We start from the raw sequence: 16,210 nt of genomic DNA, 5'->3' as shown, positions 1-16,210 counted from the left end.
CAGCGCCCGTGACTACGGCTTGGGCGTGGCGTGCGGGGCGCAGGTCACGTCCGCGGCGTCCAGCTCGCCGGAGAGCAGATAGGCCTCCACCCGCGTGTTGAGGCACGGGTTGGCGAGGTTGGTGATGCCGTGCGAGCCGGCGTCCCTCTCGGTGATCAGACGCGAGCCCTTGAACCGCTTGTGCAGCTCGATCGCGCCGGCGTACGGCGTGGCCGCGTCGCGCTCGGCCTGGGTGATGAGCACGGGCGGCAGGCCCTTGCCGGTCCGCACCTCGGTCGGCCGCTGGCGCGGGGTGGACCAGGTGGCGCAGGGCAGGTTCATCCAGGCGTTGGACCAGGTCATGAAGGGATACTTCTCGTGGAGCCGGCTGTTGTCCCGGTCCCACTTCTTCCAGCTGGTCGGCCAGGGGGCGTCGGCGCACTCGACGGCGGTGTAGACCGCGTTGCCGTTCTCCGAGGCGATGTTGCCCGCCGTGTCGGTCGGGTCGGCGGCGGCCGAGTCGATCAGCGGCTGCGGGTCACCGGCGGCGTAGGCGCTCCAGGCCTTGGCGACCGGGACCCACATCGAGTCGTAGTAGGGCGCGTTCTGGAAGAAGCCGACCAGCTCGGCCGGTCCGACCTTCCCGCCCAGCGGGTTCTTCTTGGCCGCGGCGCGCAGCGTCTCCCACTGCTGCCGGACCTCCTCGTAGGTGTCGCCGAGGTGGAAGGTGGCGTCGTGCTGGGCGACCCAGGTCATCCAGTCCTTCAACCGGCCCTCGAAGGCGATGTCCTGGTCGAGGTTGACCTCGTACCAGATCTTCCGCGTCGAGGGGTTGACGACGCTGTCGAGCACCATGCGCCGCACGTGGGTGGGGAAGAGGGTGCCGTAGACGGCGCCGAGGTAGGTGCCGTAGGAGACGCCGACGAAGTTGAGCTTCTTCTCGCCGAGCGCGGCCCGCAGGACGTCGAGGTCGCGGGCGGTGTTGAGGGTGTTGATGTACGGCAGGATGTCGCCGCTCTTCTCCGCGCAGCCTTCGGCGTACTCGGCGGCGAGCTTGCGCTGCGCGAGCTTGTCGGCCTCGCTGTCGGGCACCGGGTCGAGCTTGGGTCCCTTGACGAACTCGGCCGGGTCGACGCAGGAGATGGGGGCCGAGCGGCCGACGCCGCGCGGGTCGAAGCCCACGAAGTCGTACGCCTTGGCGGTGTTCGCCCAGATGGCGTTCTTGGTCGTGACACGGCGCGGGAAGCGCAGGCCGGAGCCGCCGGGTCCGCCGGGGTTGTAGAGGAGCGCGCCCTGGCGCTCGGCGGGGGTGCCGGTGGCGCCGACGCGGTCGACGGCGATCTTGATCTGCTTGCCGTTCGGCCTGCTGTAGTCGACCGGGACGGTGACCCAGCCGCACTGGATGGGCTTCTCCAGGCCCCAGTCGGCCGGGCAGTCCTGCCAGTCGATGCCCTGCTTCGCCGCCCGCTCGGCGGCGACGGCGGCGCCGCGCGCCTCCGCGTCCGGCCGGTGGCGGCTGTCGGCGGTGGCGACCGGAGCCGCCAGCGCGCCGGCCATGAGTGTGCCCGCTATGAGCGTGCCGGCCGAGCCGAGCACCGCGGTGCGTCCCACGTGGTTCCTCCCCCTATGGATGTCGGTCTGTCCGGAGGATCCTTTCGTCAGTGGGGCGCGCGGCGAAAGGTCGTACTGGTGTTTCTTTGCCGAACCCATAACCGGAGAGCGGTGTACCGCTGAGCGGTGCGCCGGGAGGACGGCGAACTCAGGCCGGAGCGAGGGCTTCGACGGTTTCGAGGGCTTCGAGCGCTTCGAGCGCCTCGTCGAGGACGCGTCGCAGCTGGAGGGCGTCGGGGGCGACGGCCGTGACCAGGCCGGCCGGGCCGGCGAGCGGGGTGAGGACGGCGTTCTCGGCGAGTAGCCGCGGCTCCACCGGCCTGGCCGCGAACTCCGGGTACACGACGAGGAGTTGACCGACGGCACGATGGCCGCCGAGGACCGCGCCGCCGTCCCAGCCGCCGGGTGCGCCAGGTCCGTACGCCAGTTCCTGGTCGAGCAGGGGCCGTCCGGCGCGGCGCACGGTGAGACGGGTGGTGAGCGTGCCGGTCTCCTCGCCGTGCCGGCCGAGGATCTGTTCCTCGCGGAGCACGAGCCGTGCGGTGGCGGCGAGTTCGACGGTCGTGCGCATCCGCAGGTCGGAGCCACGGGCGGAGACGAGCTGTTCGGGCAGCCAGCGCAGCGCGGCGCCGTCGCCGACGGTGAGCCGGATATCGTACGCGGCGGGTTCGCGGTCGCGGCCGGGCAGGGCGAGCGTCGCCGCGGCCGAGTCGACGAGGAGCCGTGCCCCGTCCCGTACCTCGGTCTCGATGGCGAGCCGGTCGCCGCCGAGCGGCGCGCTCATCGCGCCGACGACGGTGACCCGGGTGTACGGCCCGGTGGTCCGGGTGCGCCGGACGGCGAGGGGGCCGTCGCTCTCCAGGAGCGGCAGGCCGCCGTCGGCCTCGGCGACGATCCGGGCGGTGGCGCGCAGGCTCATGCGGCGGGGGCGGGCGTCGCGGCCCAGGAGGCGAGCTGGGCGCGCACCCAGTCGGCCACGGGGCGGACGCCGTCGGGTCCGGTGAGGGAGGTGAAGGCGACGGGCAGGTCGCCGCGCTGCCGCTCGGCGTCGCGGGCCATCCGCTCCAGGTCGGATCCCACATACGGCGCGAGGTCGGTCTTGTTGACGACGAGCAGGTCGGCGGTGGTGACGCCGGGGCCGCCCTTGCGCGGGATGTCGTCGCCGCCGGCCACGTCGATGACGAAGATCTGCGCGTCGACGAGGCCCTTGGAGAAGGTGGCGGTGAGGTTGTCGCCGCCGGACTCGACGAGGATCAGGTCGAGCGGGCCCACGCTGTCCTCCAGTTCCTCGACGGCTTCGAGGTTGGCGGAGATGTCGTCGCGGATCGCGGTGTGCGGGCAGGCGCCGGTCTCGACGGCCTGGATGCGCTCGGGGGGCAGGACGGCGTTGCGGAGCAGGAACTCGGCGTCCTCACGCGTGTAGATGTCGTTGGTGACGACGGCGATGGACAGCTGGTCGCGCAGGGCGCGGCAGAGCGCGGCGACGGTCGCGGTCTTGCCGGAGCCGACGGGGCCGCCGAGTCCGATGCGCAGGGCGCGCCGGGTTCCGTCGGGGCGGTGGGCGTCGGCGGAGACGGCGCCGGTGTGGTGGTGTCCGTGGTCGAGGTGCATGGCTCTCCTGGGATGTTCCTGAATGTTCTGGGACGTTCTGGGATGTTCTGGTGGTGTTCTGGCTGTTCTTGGCGCTCAGGACGCGAAGAGGCGGACGGGCCAGGCCGCGTGCTGTTCGGCGGTGATGTCGAGGAGGGGCGCGGAGGCGGCGGGCAGGGCGTCGATGCCCCGGCGGGCGGCTGCGGCGGCCTCCTCGGCGACCCGGTCCATGTCGGGGGCGAGGCGGGCGAGGACGGCGGTGGCCTGGAAGGGGTCCAGGCCGAGGAGGCGTACCACCGCGGTGGCGGGGCCGCCGACCGTCTCGTACGCGACGCAGTGGGCGGCGTCCTCGGGCCCGAGGCCGGCGGCGCGGGCGGCGGCGCCGAGGACGACGGGCTGGTGGGCGCCGCGCGGGAACGCGGCGGCGAGCGCGTCGAGTTCGGGGCAGGGCCAGGCCGCCCGGGCCGCCCGCATCATCTGCCGACCGAGCTTGCGGGCGGCGGTGCGCAGGGCGGGTGACGGGGTCCTGGCGTCGGCGGCCTCGTCGAGGGCGTACGGGTCGAGGCCGAGCGCGGCCGCCGCGGCGAGGCCCGCCGCGGTGAGACCGCTGGTGTGCAGCCGGCCCCGGCAGAACGCGGCGAGGCTCGCCGCGTCCGTGATCCGGCCCGCCTTGACGGCGGCCTCGGCGCCGCCGGAGTGGGCGTGGCCGCCGGCGGGGAAGCGCCCGTCGGCGAGCACGAGCAGGGCGGCGCGACCCCCGGCCCCGGCCCCGGCCCGCGGCGCGGGTCCGGGCGCCGGAGCGGTGCCGGGCGCCGGAGCGGTGCCGGGCGCCGACGCGGGTCCGGGCGCCGGAGCGGTGCCGGGCGCCGACTCAGGCCCCGGCGTCGGCGCGGTCTCCGTCCGAACCGGTCCGGCGGTGGCCGTCGGGATCGTCTCTGCGGTGATCATCAGAAGAGGAAGTAGCGCTGGGTCATGGGCAGTTCGGCGGCCGGTGCGGGCTCGACCGGCTCGCCGTCGATCCTCACCGTGAAGGTGTCGGCGTCGACCTCGACCCGGGGCAGCGCGTCGTTCTCCCGCATGTCCGCCTTGGTGACCCGGCGGGTGCTGCCGATCGCCACGAACGCCTTGCCGACCCCGAGCCGTCCGGGCAGGTCGTCCTCGATCGCCGCCCGGGCCGTGAAGTTGACGGAGCCGGCGGCCGCCGCCTTGCCGAGCGCGCCGAACATCGGGCGGGGCATGACGGGCTGCGGGGTGGGGATGGAGGCGTTCGCGTCGCCCATCTGGGCGTACGCGATCTGGCCGCCCTTGAGGACGGTCTGCGGCTTCACCCCGAAGAACGCCGGATCCCACAGCACCAGGTCGGCGAGCTTGCCCGGCTCGACCGAGCCGATGAGGTGGTCCATGCCCTGGGCGACGGCCGGGTTGATCGTGTACTTGGCGACATAGCGGCGGGCCCGGTGATTGTCCGCCCGGCCGTCGCCGGGCAGGGCGCCGCGCCGCTTCTTCATCACGTGCGCGGTCTGCCAGGTGCGCATGATCACCTCGCCGATGCGGCCCATGGCCTGGGAGTCGGAGGAGATGATCGAGATGGCGCCGAGGTCGTGGAGGACGTCCTCGGCGGCGATGGTCGAGGGCCGGATGCGGGACTCGGCGAAGGCGAGGTCCTCGGGGACGGCCGGATTGAGGTGGTGGCAGACCATCAGCATGTCGAGGTGTTCCTCGACGGTGTTGAGGGTGTGCGGCCGGGTCGGGTTGGTGGAGCTGGGCAGGACGTACGGCTCGGAGACGACGGTGATGATGTCGGGCGCGTGCCCGCCGCCCGCCCCCTCCGTGTGGTACGCGTGGATGGTACGTCCCGCGATGGCGGCGAGGGTGTCGCCGACGAAGCCCGCTTCGTTCAAGGTGTCGGTGTGGATGGCGAGTTGGGCGCCGGTCTCGTCGCAGACGCTCAGGCAGGCGTCGATGACGGCGGGCGTCGCGCCCCAGTCCTCGTGGATCTTGAATCCGAGGGCGCCGCCGCGCAGTTGGGAGTGCATGGCCTCCCGGGACATGGTGTTGCCCTTGCCGAGCAGTCCGATGTTGACGGGGAAGGTGTCCAGCGCCTCGAACATCCGGGCCATGTGCCAGGGGCCGGGGGTGATGGTGGTGGCCTTCGTCCCCTCGGCCGGGCCCGTGCCGCCGCCGACGAGGGTGGTGACGCCGGTGGCGAGCGCCTGGTCGACGAGGGTGGGCGAGATGAAGTGAACGTGGGCGTCGACGGCGCCGGCCGTGACGATCTTCCCGTTGCCGGCGATCACCTCGGTCTCGGGGCCGATCACGAGGTCGGGGTGGACGCCGTCCATGGTGTCGGGGTTGCCGGCCTTGCCGAGGGCGGTGATCCGGCCGTCCCGGATGCCGATGTCGGCCTTGACGACACCCCAGTGGTCGATGACGACGGCGCCCGTGATGACGGTGTCGGGCGCACCCTCGGCGCGGGTCGTCCGGGCCTGGCCCATCGACTCGCGGATGACCTTGCCGCCGCCGAAGACCGCTTCGTCGCCGGCGCGGCCGGGACCGCCGCAGCGGTCCTCCTCGATCTCGACGAGCAGGTCGGTGTCGGCGAGCCGGATGCGGTCGCCGGTGGTGGGGCCGAACAGATCGCCGTAGACGGCGCGGTGCAGGTCAGGCACGGTCGCCTCCGTTCGCGTCAGGGGTGGCGGAGGCTCCGTCGAGAGGGCCCGCGGTCTCGCCGCGCAGGCCGGGGACGACTCGCCGGCCTCTGAGGGGGACGAGTTCGACCTCGACGGGGATGCCGGGTTCGAAGCGCACGGCGGTCCCGGCGGCGATGTGCAGCCGCTGTCCGCGCGCGGCGGCGCGGTCGAAGTCGAGGCCGGGGTTGGCCTCGGCGAAGTGGTAGTGGGAGCCGACCTGGACGGGCCGGTCGGCGGCGTTGAGGACGGTGAGGCGGGTGACGGGGCGGCCCTCGTTGAGGGCGACGGGGCCGTCTCCGTACAGGATCTCTCCGGGAGTCATCGGCGCTTCTCCCCCGTCACACGATCGGGTCGTGGACGGTGACGAGCTTGGTGCCGTCGGGGAAGGTGGCCTCGACCTGCACGTCGTGGATCATCTCGGGGATGCCGTCCATGACGTCCTCGCGGGAGAGCACCTTGCGGCCGGACGCCATGAGCTCGGCGACCGTACGGCCGTCCCGGGCGCCCTCCAGGATGTGGGAGGTGATCAGGGCGACGGCCTCGGGGTGGTTGAGCCTCACTCCGCGCGCTCTGCGCTTCTCGGCGACGTCCGCCGCCACATGAATGAGCAGGCGTTCCTGCTCGTGCGGGCTCAGTTGCACGCTTCCACCTCACAGTCGTCCACCGGGCGGGTCTCCCGGACAGCAGCGGACGTTACCGATCTTCAACACCCTGTTGAGCTGTGGCGACGGGCTGCTGGGCCAGACATTGCACGTTAGGGCGCAAGTTTTTCCGGCGCGTTAACTGTGGCTTTGCGTATCCATGGACATCGGGCCGGCGCGGGCCGCGAGGCCGCGGTCCGTACGGGGACCTGTGAGGAGTCGTATACGGCTAGGCGCCGGGCTCGCGGTGGTGGGCGGCGATGCCGAAGCGGCTCTGTTCGCCCGGAGCTGACGCGGCACCCCCGATACGGGAGACCGAACTGATCACCCGCTCCTCGGCCGCCTCCTGCTCCCGAGCCTCCGCCTCCTCGAGTCGCTGCAGGTCAGCGGCGGAGACGAGCGCCACGAGCGGCTTTCCGTGCCGGGTCACCACCACCCGCTCGTCGCCGTACACCACGCGGTTGATCAGGTCGGCGAGCTCTGCCCGTGCTTGCGTCACCGGAATCTCGTAGGCCATGCTCCTCATCTTACGGCCTGTACGTCCTGTACATTTTTTACGGAGCCTCAAGGAGTGATGCGCCATGCACGCCCGCTATGTCCTTCCCGAGTTCACGGAGCGCACCGGTTACGGCAGCCGGACCCTCGACCCCTACTCGAAGCTGCTGGAGGAGCGGATCGTCTTCCTCGGGACGCCCATCGACGAGACCTCGGCCAACGACGTCATCGCGCAGTTCCTCCACCTGGAGTACGCCGACCCGGACCGGGACATCTCGCTCTACATCAACTCCCCCGGCGGTTCGCTCAGCGCCATGTCCGCGATCTACGACACGATGCAGGTCGTCACCTGCGACGTGGAGACCACCTGCCTGGGCCAGGCGGCCTCCACCGCCGCGGTCCTGCTCGCGGCCGGCGCGCCCGGCAAACGGCTCGCGCTGCCCGGCGCCCGCGTGGTGCTCCAGCAGCCCTCGATGGACGAGCCGTTGCGGGGGCAGCCGAGCGATCTCGACATCCAGGCGCGGGAATTGCTGCGGCTGCGCGCGATGGTGACCGGCATGCTCGCCGCCCACACCGGCCGGAGCCCCGAGCGGGTCGACGCCGACCTCGACCGGACCACCGTCCTCGACGCCCCGGCCGCCCTCGCCTACGGCCTGGTGGACCACGTGATCCAGAACCGCGGGGCGGTCGGCGGCGGGGCCCGGTGACCCGGAGATGGTCCCCGACCTGCCCCCACTGCCGGCCCTGACGCGCGCCGAGGGCGAGTTCATCGACGCCTATCTCGAAGTGGTCGACCTCCTCGGGAGGATCAATCCATCCAGAACGTCACATACTTATGGGGCCCTGCGCGCGGCACAGGCCCTGGTGAGCCGGGCGACGGCGCTGCGCGACGCGCTGACGGTGATGCACGCGCGCGGCGAGAGCGAGGTACACGCGGAGACCTTGGCCCGCGCGCTGCGCGTTCTGGACGGGGAGCGCCGGGCGGGCCGGGTCACTCTCCCGAGGACGTCGACGAGTTGACATTCCCGCGTGTCGTGTCGAGGTCCAGTCGGACCAGCGAACCCGCAGAAACCCTCCCTCGTTCGGCGTAGTAGACGAATCGACTTATGTACGGGGTGAGTTGCGCAACGGGTGTACACATCTGGCCGAAACGGCTGTTCCCGCCCTGGTACGGGGCTCGTAGACGCACCTTCAGAAGGTCACGAAATCCGTCTGTCCACCCGAATGGATCAGTCGTGAGGAGCCTCACATATCGCCGTTTCAACTCGGTTTTCGACCAGGTTGTGGGTCAAGATCCGTGACGACGACAAGCCCCCGCCACCGCGGCGGGGCGGTCCGGGCGGACGCCGAGTCCTGCCGCTGTCCCGGATGTCTGGTCGACAGGAGTGGATCGGCAGGAGTGGAGGACCCAGGCAGTACGGGACGACCGAGCAGTGGGGCCGTTCCTCGGGGTGAAGCCGCGGTCGCGGCCGGGCAACTTCGCCAGTCCGAACCCGACAGGTCATCCTTCACAGGCGGCTGACGAAGGGTTGCGCATGACTGCGCAGATTCATGTCCCGTCCCTGTTGTCCCGGGCCGGAGCCGTCTCGGCTCTCACCCTCGCCGCCGTCGGCGGGACGATGCTGGCGCCCGGCGCCGCACCGGAGGCCCAGGCCGCCACCTCGTACGCGGGCAAGGCCCTCGACGTGGCGGCCTCGAAGAAGGGATCGCCCTACAAGTACGGAGCGGCCGGCCCGTCCCGGTTCGACTGCTCGGGGCTCACGCTCTACTCGTACAAGAAGGCGGGCAAGTCACTGCCCCGTACCGCGCAACAGCAGTACAACAAGACCCGGCACATCTCCGCGTCCAGCCGGCAGAAGGGGGACCTCGTCTTCTTCCACTCCGGCGGGAGGGTGTACCACGTGGGCATCTACGCCGGCAGCGGCAAGATCTGGCACTCGCCGAAGAGGGGTTCCTGGGTGAAGCTGGACAAGATCTGGTCGTCCAAGGTCTATTACGGGCGGGTCCGCTGACGCACTGACGACTGATGTGCCGAGGGGTGCGGGGGCGCCACCGCACCCTCTCGCGCCGGGCCCTCCGCGGTTGCCGGCGGGGTCGCCGGCCACGGCAGTTTGATCCAGACGGTCTTGCCGCCCTCCTCGGTGGGGGTGACGGAGAGGCGGCCTCCCGCCTCGGCGGCCAGGAAGCGGATGATGACCATGCCCCGGCCGTTGTCCTGCTGCACCGCGGCGGGAAGCCGCTGGGGCCAGCGTGGGTGGCTGTCGGTGACGCCGATGTGGAGCTGTTCCTCACGCTCCAGACGGACGTCAACGGTGAAGGTGGGCGACTGTCCGAAGGTGTGCTGGACGGCGTTGGTCGCCAGCTCCGAGACGATCAGCCGGACCGTCTCGGCGGTGTCGCCGCCCCCGGCGAGGCCCCACCCGCTCAGGACGTCGGCGACGTATCTCCGGGCGGCGGGCACCGAGGCGGGATCGCTCGGCAGAGTGACGGATGCTTCCTGGTGGTCTGCCATGGCGACGCTGTCCCTTTCCCACCGGAGCCCTGCTCCGGATTGCGCTTCGCGTCAGAGTGCCACCGATCGTGCCGCCCCGGGGGGCGATCCCCCCAGATATGCATATATCTGTCGCTCGAAGCGGTGAACTCTGCTGCGGAAAAGTGGATTTGGGGACCGGGCCGGGTGGTCGCGCGAGAGCGTCAGAGCGCCAGAGCGTGAAAGCGTCAGGCGGCCGGTGCGGTCCGTACGATCGTGGCGACCGCGCGCTCGATCTCCGCGTCCGTCAGATCCGCGCGGGCCGTGAGGCGCAGCCGCGAGATGCCGTCCGGCACCGATGGGGGCCGGAAGCAGCCCACGGCCAGCCCCTGCTCGCGGCAGTCGGCCGCCCACCGCAGCGCCGCCTCGGGTGACGGGGCGCGGACCGAGACGACGGCCGCGTCCGGACGCACGGCCGTCAGTCCGGCCTCGGTGAGCAGCGTGTGCAGGGTCGTCGCGACGGTCCGGGCGCGGCGGGCGAGCCCGGGTTCGCCGTGGATCGTCCGCAGGCTCGCGAGGGCGGCTCCGGCGGCGGCCGGGGCGAGCCCGGTGTCGAAGATGAACGTACGGGCCGCGTTGACCAGGTGCTCGATGACCCGGGCCGGGCCGAGGACCGCGCCGCCCTGGCTGCCCAGCGACTTGGAGAGGGTCACGGTGGCGACGACGTCCTCGTCGCCCGCGAGGCCGGCCTCGTGCAGGGCTCCCCGGCCGCCGTCGCCGAGCACGCCCAGACCGTGGGCGTCGTCCACGACGAGCGCGGCGCCGTGCGCGCGGCAGGCCTCGGCGAGCTCGGCCAGCGGGGCCCTGTCGCCGTCCACGGAGAAGACCGAGTCGGAGACGGCGAGGGCCCGGCGGCCCTCGTGGGCCCGCAGGGTCTTGCGTACCGCCTCCGGGTCGGCGTGCGGGACCACGGCCGTCTCGGCGCGGGAGAGGCGGCAGCCGTCCACGATCGAGGCGTGGTTGCCGGCGTCCGACACGATCAGCCCGTCGCGGCTGCTCAGCGCGGTCAGCGCGGCGAGGTTGGCGGTGTAGCCGGAGGAGAAGACGAGGGCCGCCTCGAATCCGCAGAAGTCGGCGAGTTCGCGCTCCAGGCGGGTGTGCAGCCGGGTGGTGCCGGTGACGAGCCGCGATCCGGTGGAGCCGGCGCCCCAGCGCCGGGCCGCCTCGGCGGCCGCCTCGGTGACCTCGGGGCGGCGGGTCAGGCCCAGGTAGTCGTTGCCCGCGAGGTCCAGCAGCTCGGACTCGGCGGCGCGGGGCCTGAGGGTGCGGACGAGACCGGCCCGCTCGCGGCGGCGTGCCTCGGCGTCGGTCCAGTCGAACGCGGTGCGGCGCGTGACCTCCTGGCGCACGGCCTCGTCGCGCACAGCCTCGTCGCGCGGGGCCCCGCCCTGGGCGGCCTCGTCGCGCGGGTGCTCGTCCCGGTACATGCGGCAGATCCTTTTGTAGGCAGCGCACAGACCCTAACCGCCCGCGGCCGAGGTCAGGGTGTGGCCATGCACACACCTCAATCGGCGTCGTTTGTTCGGATCCTCCTTGGCCCCGAGGCGTGCCGTAGGCCAGGATCAGCCCTTATGGACCTGCTGAACACGCTGGTGGACAAGGGGCTGCGGCGCGAGCTGCCGAGCCGTGAAGAAGCGCTCGCCGTACTGGCGACCTCCGACGACGAACTGCTCGATGTGGTGGCCGCGGCCGGCAAGGTGCGCCGCCAGTGGTTCGGACGGCGGGTGAAGCTCAACTACCTGGTCAATCTGAAGTCGGGGCTGTGCCCCGAGGACTGCTCCTACTGTTCGCAGCGGCTCGGCTCCACGGCCGGGATCCTCAAGTACACCTGGCTGAAGCCGGATGAGGCGTCCCAGGCGGCCGCCGCCGGTGTGGCGGGCGGCGCGAAGCGGGTCTGCCTGGTGGCGAGCGGCCGCGGTCCGACCGACCGTGACGTGGACCGGGTCGGCAAGACCATCGAGGCGATCAAGGAACAGAACGAGGGCGTGGAGGTCTGCGCCTGCCTCGGTCTGCTCTCGGACGGCCAGGCGGAGCGGCTGCGGGAGGCCGGAGCCGACGCGTACAACCACAACCTCAACACGTCCGAGGGGACGTACGGGGAGATCACCACCACCCACACCTACGCGGACCGGGTCGACACGGTGCAGAAGGCGCACGCCGCCGGTCTGTCCGCCTGCTCGGGTCTGATCGCGGGCATGGGCGAGAGCGACGAGGACCTGGTCGACGTCGTCTACGCCCTGCGCGAGCTGGACCCGGACTCGGTGCCGGTCAACTTCCTGATCCCGTTCGAGGGCACCCCGCTCGCCAAGGAGTGGAACCTGACCCCGCAGCGGTGTCTGCGGATCCTGGCGATGGTGCGGTTCGTCTGCCCGGACGTGGAGGTGCGGATCGCGGGCGGGCGCGAGGTGCACCTGCGGTCGATGCAGCCGCTGGCGCTGCACCTGGCGAACTCGATCTTCCTCGGCGACTACCTGACGAGTGAGGGCCAGGCGGGCAAGGCGGACCTGGACATGATCGCGGACGCGGGCTTCGAGGTGGAGGGCGCGGGCACGACGACCCTGCCCGAGCACCGGGCCGACGCGCTCGCGGCGACGGGCGGTGGCTGCGGCTCGCACGCGAAGACGGAGGCGGGCGCGGGCGGTGGCTGTGGCTCGCACGCGAAGACGGAGGCGGGCGCGGGCGGTGGCTGTGGCTCGCACGCGGAGGCCGGTGCGGGCGGTGGCTGTGGCTCGCACGCGGAGGCCGGTGCGGGCGGCGCGGGCGGCGGCTGTGGGCCGTGCGGCGGTCCCGCGCCGGAGGCCGGGGACCCGACGACCGAGCCCGTCGCCGAGGTGCCGAACGCCCGTACCGATCTGGTGGCCGTCCGCCGCCGGGGCGCCGGAACGGACCTCGCGCCCAATGCGTAACAGCGAGCTCCTCGCCCTGGACCGGGCGCACGTCTGGCATCCGTACGGCCCCATGCCGGGCCGCACGGATCCGCTGGTCGTCGCGTCCGCGTCCGGGGTACGTCTCCGGCTCGCCGAACCCGTCCACGGACAGGACGAGTTGATCGACGGCATGTCCTCGTGGTGGTCGGCCATCCACGGCTACAACCACCCCGTGCTCAACGAGGCGGTGCGCGGCCAGCTGGACCGGATGAGCCACGTGATGTTCGGCGGGCTCACCCATGAGCCGGCCGTCCGGCTCGCCACCCGCCTGGTGGAGATCACCCCCGAGCCGCTGCGGCACGTCTTCCTCAGCGACTCGGGCTCGGTCTCCGTCGAGGTCGCGGCCAAGATGTGCCTGCAGTACTGGCGCTCGGTGGGCCGCCCCGGTAAGCAGCGGCTGCTCACCTGGCGGGGCGGCTACCACGGGGACACCTGGCAGCCGATGTCGGTGTGCGACCCGGAGGGCGGGATGCACGAGCTGTGGTCGGGCGTCCTGCAGCGCCAGGTCTTCGTGGACGCGCCGCCCGTCGAGTACGAGGAGTCGTACGCCGAACTGCTGCGGGAGCGGATCGCGGCGCACGCGGACGAACTGGCCGCGGTGATCGTGGAGCCGGTGGTCCAGGGCGCGGGCGGGATGCGGTTCCACTCGGCGGCGTACCTGCGGGTGCTGCGGGAGGCGTGCGACGCGAACGACGTCCTGCTGATCTTCGACGAGATCGCGACCGGGTTCGGCCGTACCGGCGCGCTGTTCGCCGCCGACCACGCCGGGGTCTCGCCCGATGTGATGTGCGTGGGCAAGGCGCTGACCGGCGGTTATCTGTCGATGGCGGCGACGCTGTGTACGACCCGGGTGGCCGAGGGAATCTCGCGCGGCGAGGTCCCGGTCCTCGCGCACGGGCCGACGTTCATGGGCAACCCGCTGGCCTCGGCGGTGGCCTGCGCCTCGATCGACCTGCTGCTGTCCCAGGACTGGGCGGTGGAGGTCAAGCGCATCGAGGCGGGCCTCCGCGAGGGCCTCGTGGAGGCGGCCTCACTCCCGGGTGTGCGGGACGTCCGGGTGCTCGGCGCGATCGGCGTCGTCCAGCTCGACCACCCGGTCGACATGACGGCGGCGACCGAGGCGGCGGTACGGGCGGGCGTCTGGATGCGGCCGTTCCGCGACCTGATCTACGTGATGCCGCCGTTCGTGACGGGAGACGAGGACCTGTCCCGCATCTGCACCGCGGTCCGCGCGGCCGCGGCAGCGGGCTGACGGACCGGGAGACGTCGCTGCGGTCGCCGCTGCTCCGGCGACGGTGAACGGCCGTCGCCGATACTGCGACAGCGGTGACGGTGAACGGCCATCGCCGCTGCTCCGACAGCGGTGAACGACCGGGCCACGCTGCTGCGGTCGCTGCGGCAGCGGTGACCGACCCGACCACGCTGCTGGCAGCGGCGGGTGACCGACAGGTCGGCGCTGCCGCGGCAGCGGTGAACGACCAGGCCGTGCCGCCACGGCAACCGGTCACCGGCAGCTCCGCGCTGCCGGCGCAGCGGGCCGCCGGCCGGGGCAGGCCGGTGACCGACCCGCGCCCGCGTCGCCGCGGCAGCGGGGCACCGACCCGGTCGGCGTCGCCACGGCCGCCGGTGGCCGTCGGCCACTGCGACGCGACCGGTGGTCACCCCGGGTCATCCGGCCGGGGAACGTAAGGCCGGTCCCGGGGCCGGGCCCTTCGGGGCTCGGCCACCGGAACGGTGGGATCGCTCGCGTCGAGGCGTGGGCATGGAGAGAGGACGCTACACACCATGGCCGTCATCGTCGTCAGCGGTACGGGCACGGAGATCGGCAAGACGATCGTGACGGCCGCCGTGGCCGCCGTGGCCACCGCGCAGGGGCGGTCCGTCGCCGTGCTCAAGCCCGCGCAGACCGGGCTCGGGCCCGGCGAGCGAGGGGACGCGGACGAGGTCGTCCGCCTCTCCGGGGCCGCGGCCTCGGCCGAACTGGGCCGGTTCCCCGAGCCGTTGGCGCCCGCCACGGCCGCCCGGCGGGCGCGTTCGGCGCCGGTCGGGCCGCGGGAGGTCGCCGAGGCGGCAGCGAAGCTGGCCGCCGAGCACGACCTGGTCCTGGTGGAGGGCGCGGGCGGCCTCCTGGTCCGGTTCGACGACGACGGCGGCACCCTCGCCGACGCCGCCCGCCTGCTCGACGCCCCCGTCCTGGTCGTGGCCCCGGCCGGCCTCGGCACGCTCAACGCGACCGCGCTCACCGCCGAGGCGCTGCGGGCGCGCGGCCTCACGCAATTGGGCGTCGTGGTGGGCAGCTGGCCGGCCTCCCCCGATCTGGCCGCGCGCTGCAACCTCGCGGATCTGCCGGAAGCGGCCGGGGCGCCGCTGCTCGGGGCCGTCCCTGAGGGTGCGGGCGCGCTGGACCCGGTGGAGTTCCGGACGCGTGCGGGCGAGTGGCTGGCTCCCGCGCTCGGCGGGGCGTGGGACGCGGCGGGGTTCGCCACCCGGTTCACCGCCCGGTTCGCCCCCGGCGAGCGGGCCTGAAACGGCGGAACGGCGCCCCCAACCGTAGGGTGGACGGATGCGTGCACAGGTTCAGGAGATCGTCTTCGACTGCGCCGATCCGGCGGGTCTCGTCCGGTTCTGGGCCGGACTCCTCGGTGGGACTCCGGTCGACCGGAGCCCCGACTGGTCGTACGTCGAACCACCGGGGTTCGTCCGGATCGCGTTCCAACGGGTGCCGGAGGGCAAGGCCGTGAAGAACCGGCTCCATCTGGACCTGCAGGTGCCCGGCCTTGACGCGGCGGCCGACGAGGCGACCGGCCTGGGGGCGGAGCGGGTCGCCGAGATCGTCACCGACGACCACGGTGACTTCCAGGTGATGCGCGACCCGGAGGGCAACGAGTTCTGCTTCGTGACGGGCTGAGTGGTGAGTGGCGTGGGACGGGGAAGAATCACCCCGTCCACGTCTGCGCCGTCGAGCGTCGGAGGAGGTCCGCGATGCCCTCGCGTTCCACCCGGGTCCCCCGGGACGCCGTCCACCATCCCCTCTTCGCCCGCTTCTACGCGCGGTTCAGCGTCTCCGCCGACGAGAAGGGCGGTATCGGCCCCCTCCGTACGGAGCTGCTGTCCGGCCTCTCCGGCCGGGTCATCGAGATCGGCGCGGGGAACGGCCTGAACTTCGCCCACTACCCCCGTACCGTCTCCGAGGTCGTGGCCATCGAACCGGAGCGGCATCTGCGGCGGTTGGCGGTCGACGCCGCGCTGCGCGCGGACGTCCCGGTGGACGTGGTGCCGGGCGCCGCGGAGGCGCTGCCGGTGAAGAGCGAGGCCTTCGACGCGGCGGTGGTCTCTCTGGTCCTGTGCTCGGTACGGGACGTGCCGCGTGCCCTCGCCGAGCTGCACCGGGTGCTGCGGCCGGGCGGCGAACTGCGGTTCTTCGAGCACGGGGTGGCGCCGGGTCGCGGGATGGCCCGGACCCAGCGGGCCCTCGACCGGACCGTGTGGCCACTGCTGTTCGGCGGCTGCCACACGGGCCGCGACCCGCTCGCGGCGATCGAGGCGGCGGGGTTCGAGCGGATCGCCCACCGCGACTTCCTCGTCCCCGAGAAGGGGCCCCGACTCCCCACGTCCTTCTGCGTGTTGGGAGCCGCACGGCGAAGGTAGCGGCGGAGGGGGCTGGCGCCGGAGGCGGCGGGCGGCGGGCGGCGGGCGGCGGGCGGCGGGCGACGGACGTACGCTCCCACATGGCGAAACGCGGTCGAC

The 16,210-nt window shown here is 72.8% G+C and carries 18 protein-coding genes and 1 riboswitch; of the genes, 8 read left to right on the top strand and 10 right to left on the bottom strand.

The genetic code is table 11. The annotated features are described in order from the left end of the window. Nucleotides 1-12 precede the first annotated feature (12 nt). The 8 genes from ACF06X_RS11350 to ACF06X_RS11315 all read right to left on the bottom strand — a co-directional run bounded on the left by ACF06X_RS11350 (nt 13) and on the right by ACF06X_RS11315 (nt 7,028). Nucleotides 13-1,536, bottom strand: a complete 1,524-nt coding sequence (locus ACF06X_RS11350; RefSeq protein WP_392287674.1) for an alpha/beta hydrolase — start codon at nt 1,534-1,536, stop codon at nt 13-15. Between the two features lie 202 nt (nt 1,537-1,738). Further along, the gene (locus ACF06X_RS11345; RefSeq protein ID WP_392287002.1) at nt 1,739-2,509 is read right to left on the bottom strand and encodes an urease accessory protein UreD; all 771 of its coding nucleotides are present in this window, start codon (nt 2,507-2,509) and stop codon (nt 1,739-1,741) included. Then, the gene (ureG, locus tag ACF06X_RS11340) at nt 2,506-3,201 is read right to left on the bottom strand and encodes an urease accessory protein UreG (protein WP_392287001.1); all 696 of its coding nucleotides are present in this window, start codon (nt 3,199-3,201) and stop codon (nt 2,506-2,508) included. The genes ACF06X_RS11345 and ureG overlap by 4 nt, the downstream gene beginning before the upstream one ends. Before the next feature lie 75 nt (nt 3,202-3,276). Continuing rightward, nucleotides 3,277-3,924: an urease accessory protein UreF gene (locus ACF06X_RS11335; protein ID WP_392287673.1), complete on the bottom strand. Its 648-nt coding sequence runs from the start codon at nt 3,922-3,924 to the stop codon at nt 3,277-3,279. 203 nt (nt 3,925-4,127) lie between these two features. After that, nucleotides 4,128-5,849 carry an urease subunit alpha gene (locus ACF06X_RS11330; protein ID WP_392287000.1) on the bottom strand — a complete coding sequence of 574 codons (1,722 nt, stop codon included), beginning with the start codon at nt 5,847-5,849 and terminating at the stop codon, nt 4,128-4,130. Then, complete coding sequence (locus tag ACF06X_RS11325) at nt 5,842-6,192, bottom strand: urease subunit beta (protein ID WP_392286999.1); 351 nt, start codon at nt 6,190-6,192, stop codon at nt 5,842-5,844. The genes ACF06X_RS11330 and ACF06X_RS11325 overlap by 8 nt, the downstream gene beginning before the upstream one ends. Nucleotides 6,193-6,208: 16 nt before the next feature. Beyond that, nucleotides 6,209-6,511, bottom strand: coding sequence for an urease subunit gamma (locus ACF06X_RS11320; RefSeq protein ID WP_392286998.1), 303 nt, complete (start codon nt 6,509-6,511; stop codon nt 6,209-6,211). 229 nt (nt 6,512-6,740) lie between these two features. Then, nucleotides 6,741-7,028 carry a type II toxin-antitoxin system Phd/YefM family antitoxin gene (locus ACF06X_RS11315; protein WP_392286997.1) on the bottom strand — a complete coding sequence of 96 codons (288 nt, stop codon included), beginning with the start codon at nt 7,026-7,028 and terminating at the stop codon, nt 6,741-6,743. Nucleotides 7,029-7,092: 64 nt separating this feature from the next. Between ACF06X_RS11315 and ACF06X_RS11310 the strand changes: the two genes are divergently transcribed. The 3 genes from ACF06X_RS11310 to ACF06X_RS11300 all read left to right on the top strand — a co-directional run bounded on the left by ACF06X_RS11310 (nt 7,093) and on the right by ACF06X_RS11300 (nt 9,018). Continuing rightward, nucleotides 7,093-7,713, top strand: coding sequence for a ClpP family protease (locus ACF06X_RS11310; RefSeq protein ID WP_392286996.1), 621 nt, complete (start codon nt 7,093-7,095; stop codon nt 7,711-7,713). 7 nt (nt 7,714-7,720) lie between these two features. After that, a complete protein-coding gene (locus tag ACF06X_RS11305) occupies nt 7,721-8,026 on the top strand; it encodes a hypothetical protein (protein ID WP_392286995.1) in 306 nt (101 codons plus the stop codon). Between the two features lie 314 nt (nt 8,027-8,340). Further along, a riboswitch (cyclic di-AMP (ydaO/yuaA leader) is annotated at nt 8,341-8,538 on the top strand. Nucleotides 8,539-8,541: 3 nt separating this feature from the next. Continuing rightward, complete coding sequence (locus ACF06X_RS11300; protein ID WP_392286994.1) at nt 8,542-9,018, top strand: C40 family peptidase; 477 nt, start codon at nt 8,542-8,544, stop codon at nt 9,016-9,018. On the opposite strand, the gene ACF06X_RS11295 is transcribed toward ACF06X_RS11300, so the two are convergent. Together ACF06X_RS11295 and ACF06X_RS11290 are read right to left on the bottom strand one after the other, a co-directional pair. Next, on the bottom strand, nt 9,000-9,518 hold the full coding sequence (locus ACF06X_RS11295) for an ATP-binding protein (RefSeq protein WP_392286993.1): 519 nt from the start codon (nt 9,516-9,518) through the stop codon (nt 9,000-9,002). The two genes, ACF06X_RS11300 and ACF06X_RS11295, sit on opposite strands and share 19 nt — an antisense overlap. A 206-nt stretch (nt 9,519-9,724) precedes the next feature. Further along, a complete protein-coding gene (locus ACF06X_RS11290) occupies nt 9,725-10,963 on the bottom strand; it encodes an 8-amino-7-oxononanoate synthase (protein ID WP_392286992.1) in 1,239 nt (412 codons plus the stop codon). Nucleotides 10,964-11,107: 144 nt separating this feature from the next. Between ACF06X_RS11290 and bioB the strand changes: the two genes are divergently transcribed. The 5 genes from bioB to ACF06X_RS11265 all read left to right on the top strand — a co-directional run bounded on the left by bioB (nt 11,108) and on the right by ACF06X_RS11265 (nt 16,111). Then, entirely contained in the window at nt 11,108-12,442 is a 1,335-nt protein-coding gene (gene bioB / locus ACF06X_RS11285) for a biotin synthase BioB (RefSeq protein WP_392286991.1), read from the top strand. Next, nucleotides 12,435-13,715, top strand: coding sequence for an adenosylmethionine--8-amino-7-oxononanoate transaminase (locus ACF06X_RS11280; protein ID WP_392286990.1), 1,281 nt, complete (start codon nt 12,435-12,437; stop codon nt 13,713-13,715). Before bioB ends, ACF06X_RS11280 begins: the two co-directional genes overlap by 8 nt. A 533-nt stretch (nt 13,716-14,248) precedes the next feature. Continuing rightward, on the top strand, nt 14,249-14,989 hold the full coding sequence (gene bioD / locus ACF06X_RS11275; RefSeq protein WP_392286989.1) for a dethiobiotin synthase: 741 nt from the start codon (nt 14,249-14,251) through the stop codon (nt 14,987-14,989). A 37-nt stretch (nt 14,990-15,026) separates the two neighbouring features. Beyond that, nucleotides 15,027-15,371: a VOC family protein gene (locus tag ACF06X_RS11270; protein ID WP_392286988.1), complete on the top strand. Its 345-nt coding sequence runs from the start codon at nt 15,027-15,029 to the stop codon at nt 15,369-15,371. 74 nt (nt 15,372-15,445) lie between these two features. Continuing rightward, nucleotides 15,446-16,111 (top strand): class I SAM-dependent methyltransferase, encoded by a 666-nt coding sequence (locus ACF06X_RS11265; RefSeq protein WP_392286987.1) that lies wholly within the window; start codon nt 15,446-15,448, stop codon nt 16,109-16,111. Nucleotides 16,112-16,210: the final 99 nt, after the last annotated feature.

It is taken from the genome of Streptomyces sp. NPDC015346 (assembly GCF_043078785.1).
Taxonomy (GTDB): domain Bacteria; phylum Actinomycetota; class Actinomycetes; order Streptomycetales; family Streptomycetaceae; genus Streptomyces.
This window is presented reverse-complemented; position numbering and strand designations above follow the sequence as displayed.

Excerpts from the sequence above, each read along its gene's own strand:
- ACF06X_RS11350 (WP_392287674.1), bottom strand. The coding sequence starts at position 1,536 with ATGGCCGGCGCGCTGGCGGCTCCGGTCGCCACCGCCGACAGCCGCCAC.
- ACF06X_RS11345 (WP_392287002.1), bottom strand. The coding sequence starts at position 2,509 with ATGAGCCTGCGCGCCACCGCCCGGATCGTCGCCGAGGCCGACGGCGGC.
- ureG (WP_392287001.1), bottom strand. The coding sequence starts at position 3,201 with ATGCACCTCGACCACGGACACCACCACACCGGCGCCGTCTCCGCCGAC.
- ACF06X_RS11325 (WP_392286999.1), bottom strand. The coding sequence starts at position 6,192 with ATGACTCCCGGAGAGATCCTGTACGGAGACGGCCCCGTCGCCCTCAAC.
- ACF06X_RS11315 (WP_392286997.1), bottom strand. The coding sequence starts at position 7,028 with ATGGCCTACGAGATTCCGGTGACGCAAGCACGGGCAGAGCTCGCCGAC.
- ACF06X_RS11310 (WP_392286996.1), top strand. The coding sequence starts at position 7,093 with ATGCACGCCCGCTATGTCCTTCCCGAGTTCACGGAGCGCACCGGTTAC.
- ACF06X_RS11305 (WP_392286995.1), top strand. The coding sequence starts at position 7,721 with ATGGTCCCCGACCTGCCCCCACTGCCGGCCCTGACGCGCGCCGAGGGC.
- ACF06X_RS11300 (WP_392286994.1), top strand. The coding sequence starts at position 8,542 with ATGACTGCGCAGATTCATGTCCCGTCCCTGTTGTCCCGGGCCGGAGCC.
- ACF06X_RS11295 (WP_392286993.1), bottom strand. The coding sequence starts at position 9,518 with ATGGCAGACCACCAGGAAGCATCCGTCACTCTGCCGAGCGATCCCGCC.
- ACF06X_RS11290 (WP_392286992.1), bottom strand. The coding sequence starts at position 10,963 with ATGTACCGGGACGAGCACCCGCGCGACGAGGCCGCCCAGGGCGGGGCC.
- bioB (WP_392286991.1), top strand. The coding sequence starts at position 11,108 with ATGGACCTGCTGAACACGCTGGTGGACAAGGGGCTGCGGCGCGAGCTG.
- ACF06X_RS11280 (WP_392286990.1), top strand. The coding sequence starts at position 12,435 with ATGCGTAACAGCGAGCTCCTCGCCCTGGACCGGGCGCACGTCTGGCAT.
- bioD (WP_392286989.1), top strand. The coding sequence starts at position 14,249 with ATGGCCGTCATCGTCGTCAGCGGTACGGGCACGGAGATCGGCAAGACG.
- ACF06X_RS11270 (WP_392286988.1), top strand. The coding sequence starts at position 15,027 with ATGCGTGCACAGGTTCAGGAGATCGTCTTCGACTGCGCCGATCCGGCG.
- ACF06X_RS11265 (WP_392286987.1), top strand. The coding sequence starts at position 15,446 with ATGCCCTCGCGTTCCACCCGGGTCCCCCGGGACGCCGTCCACCATCCC.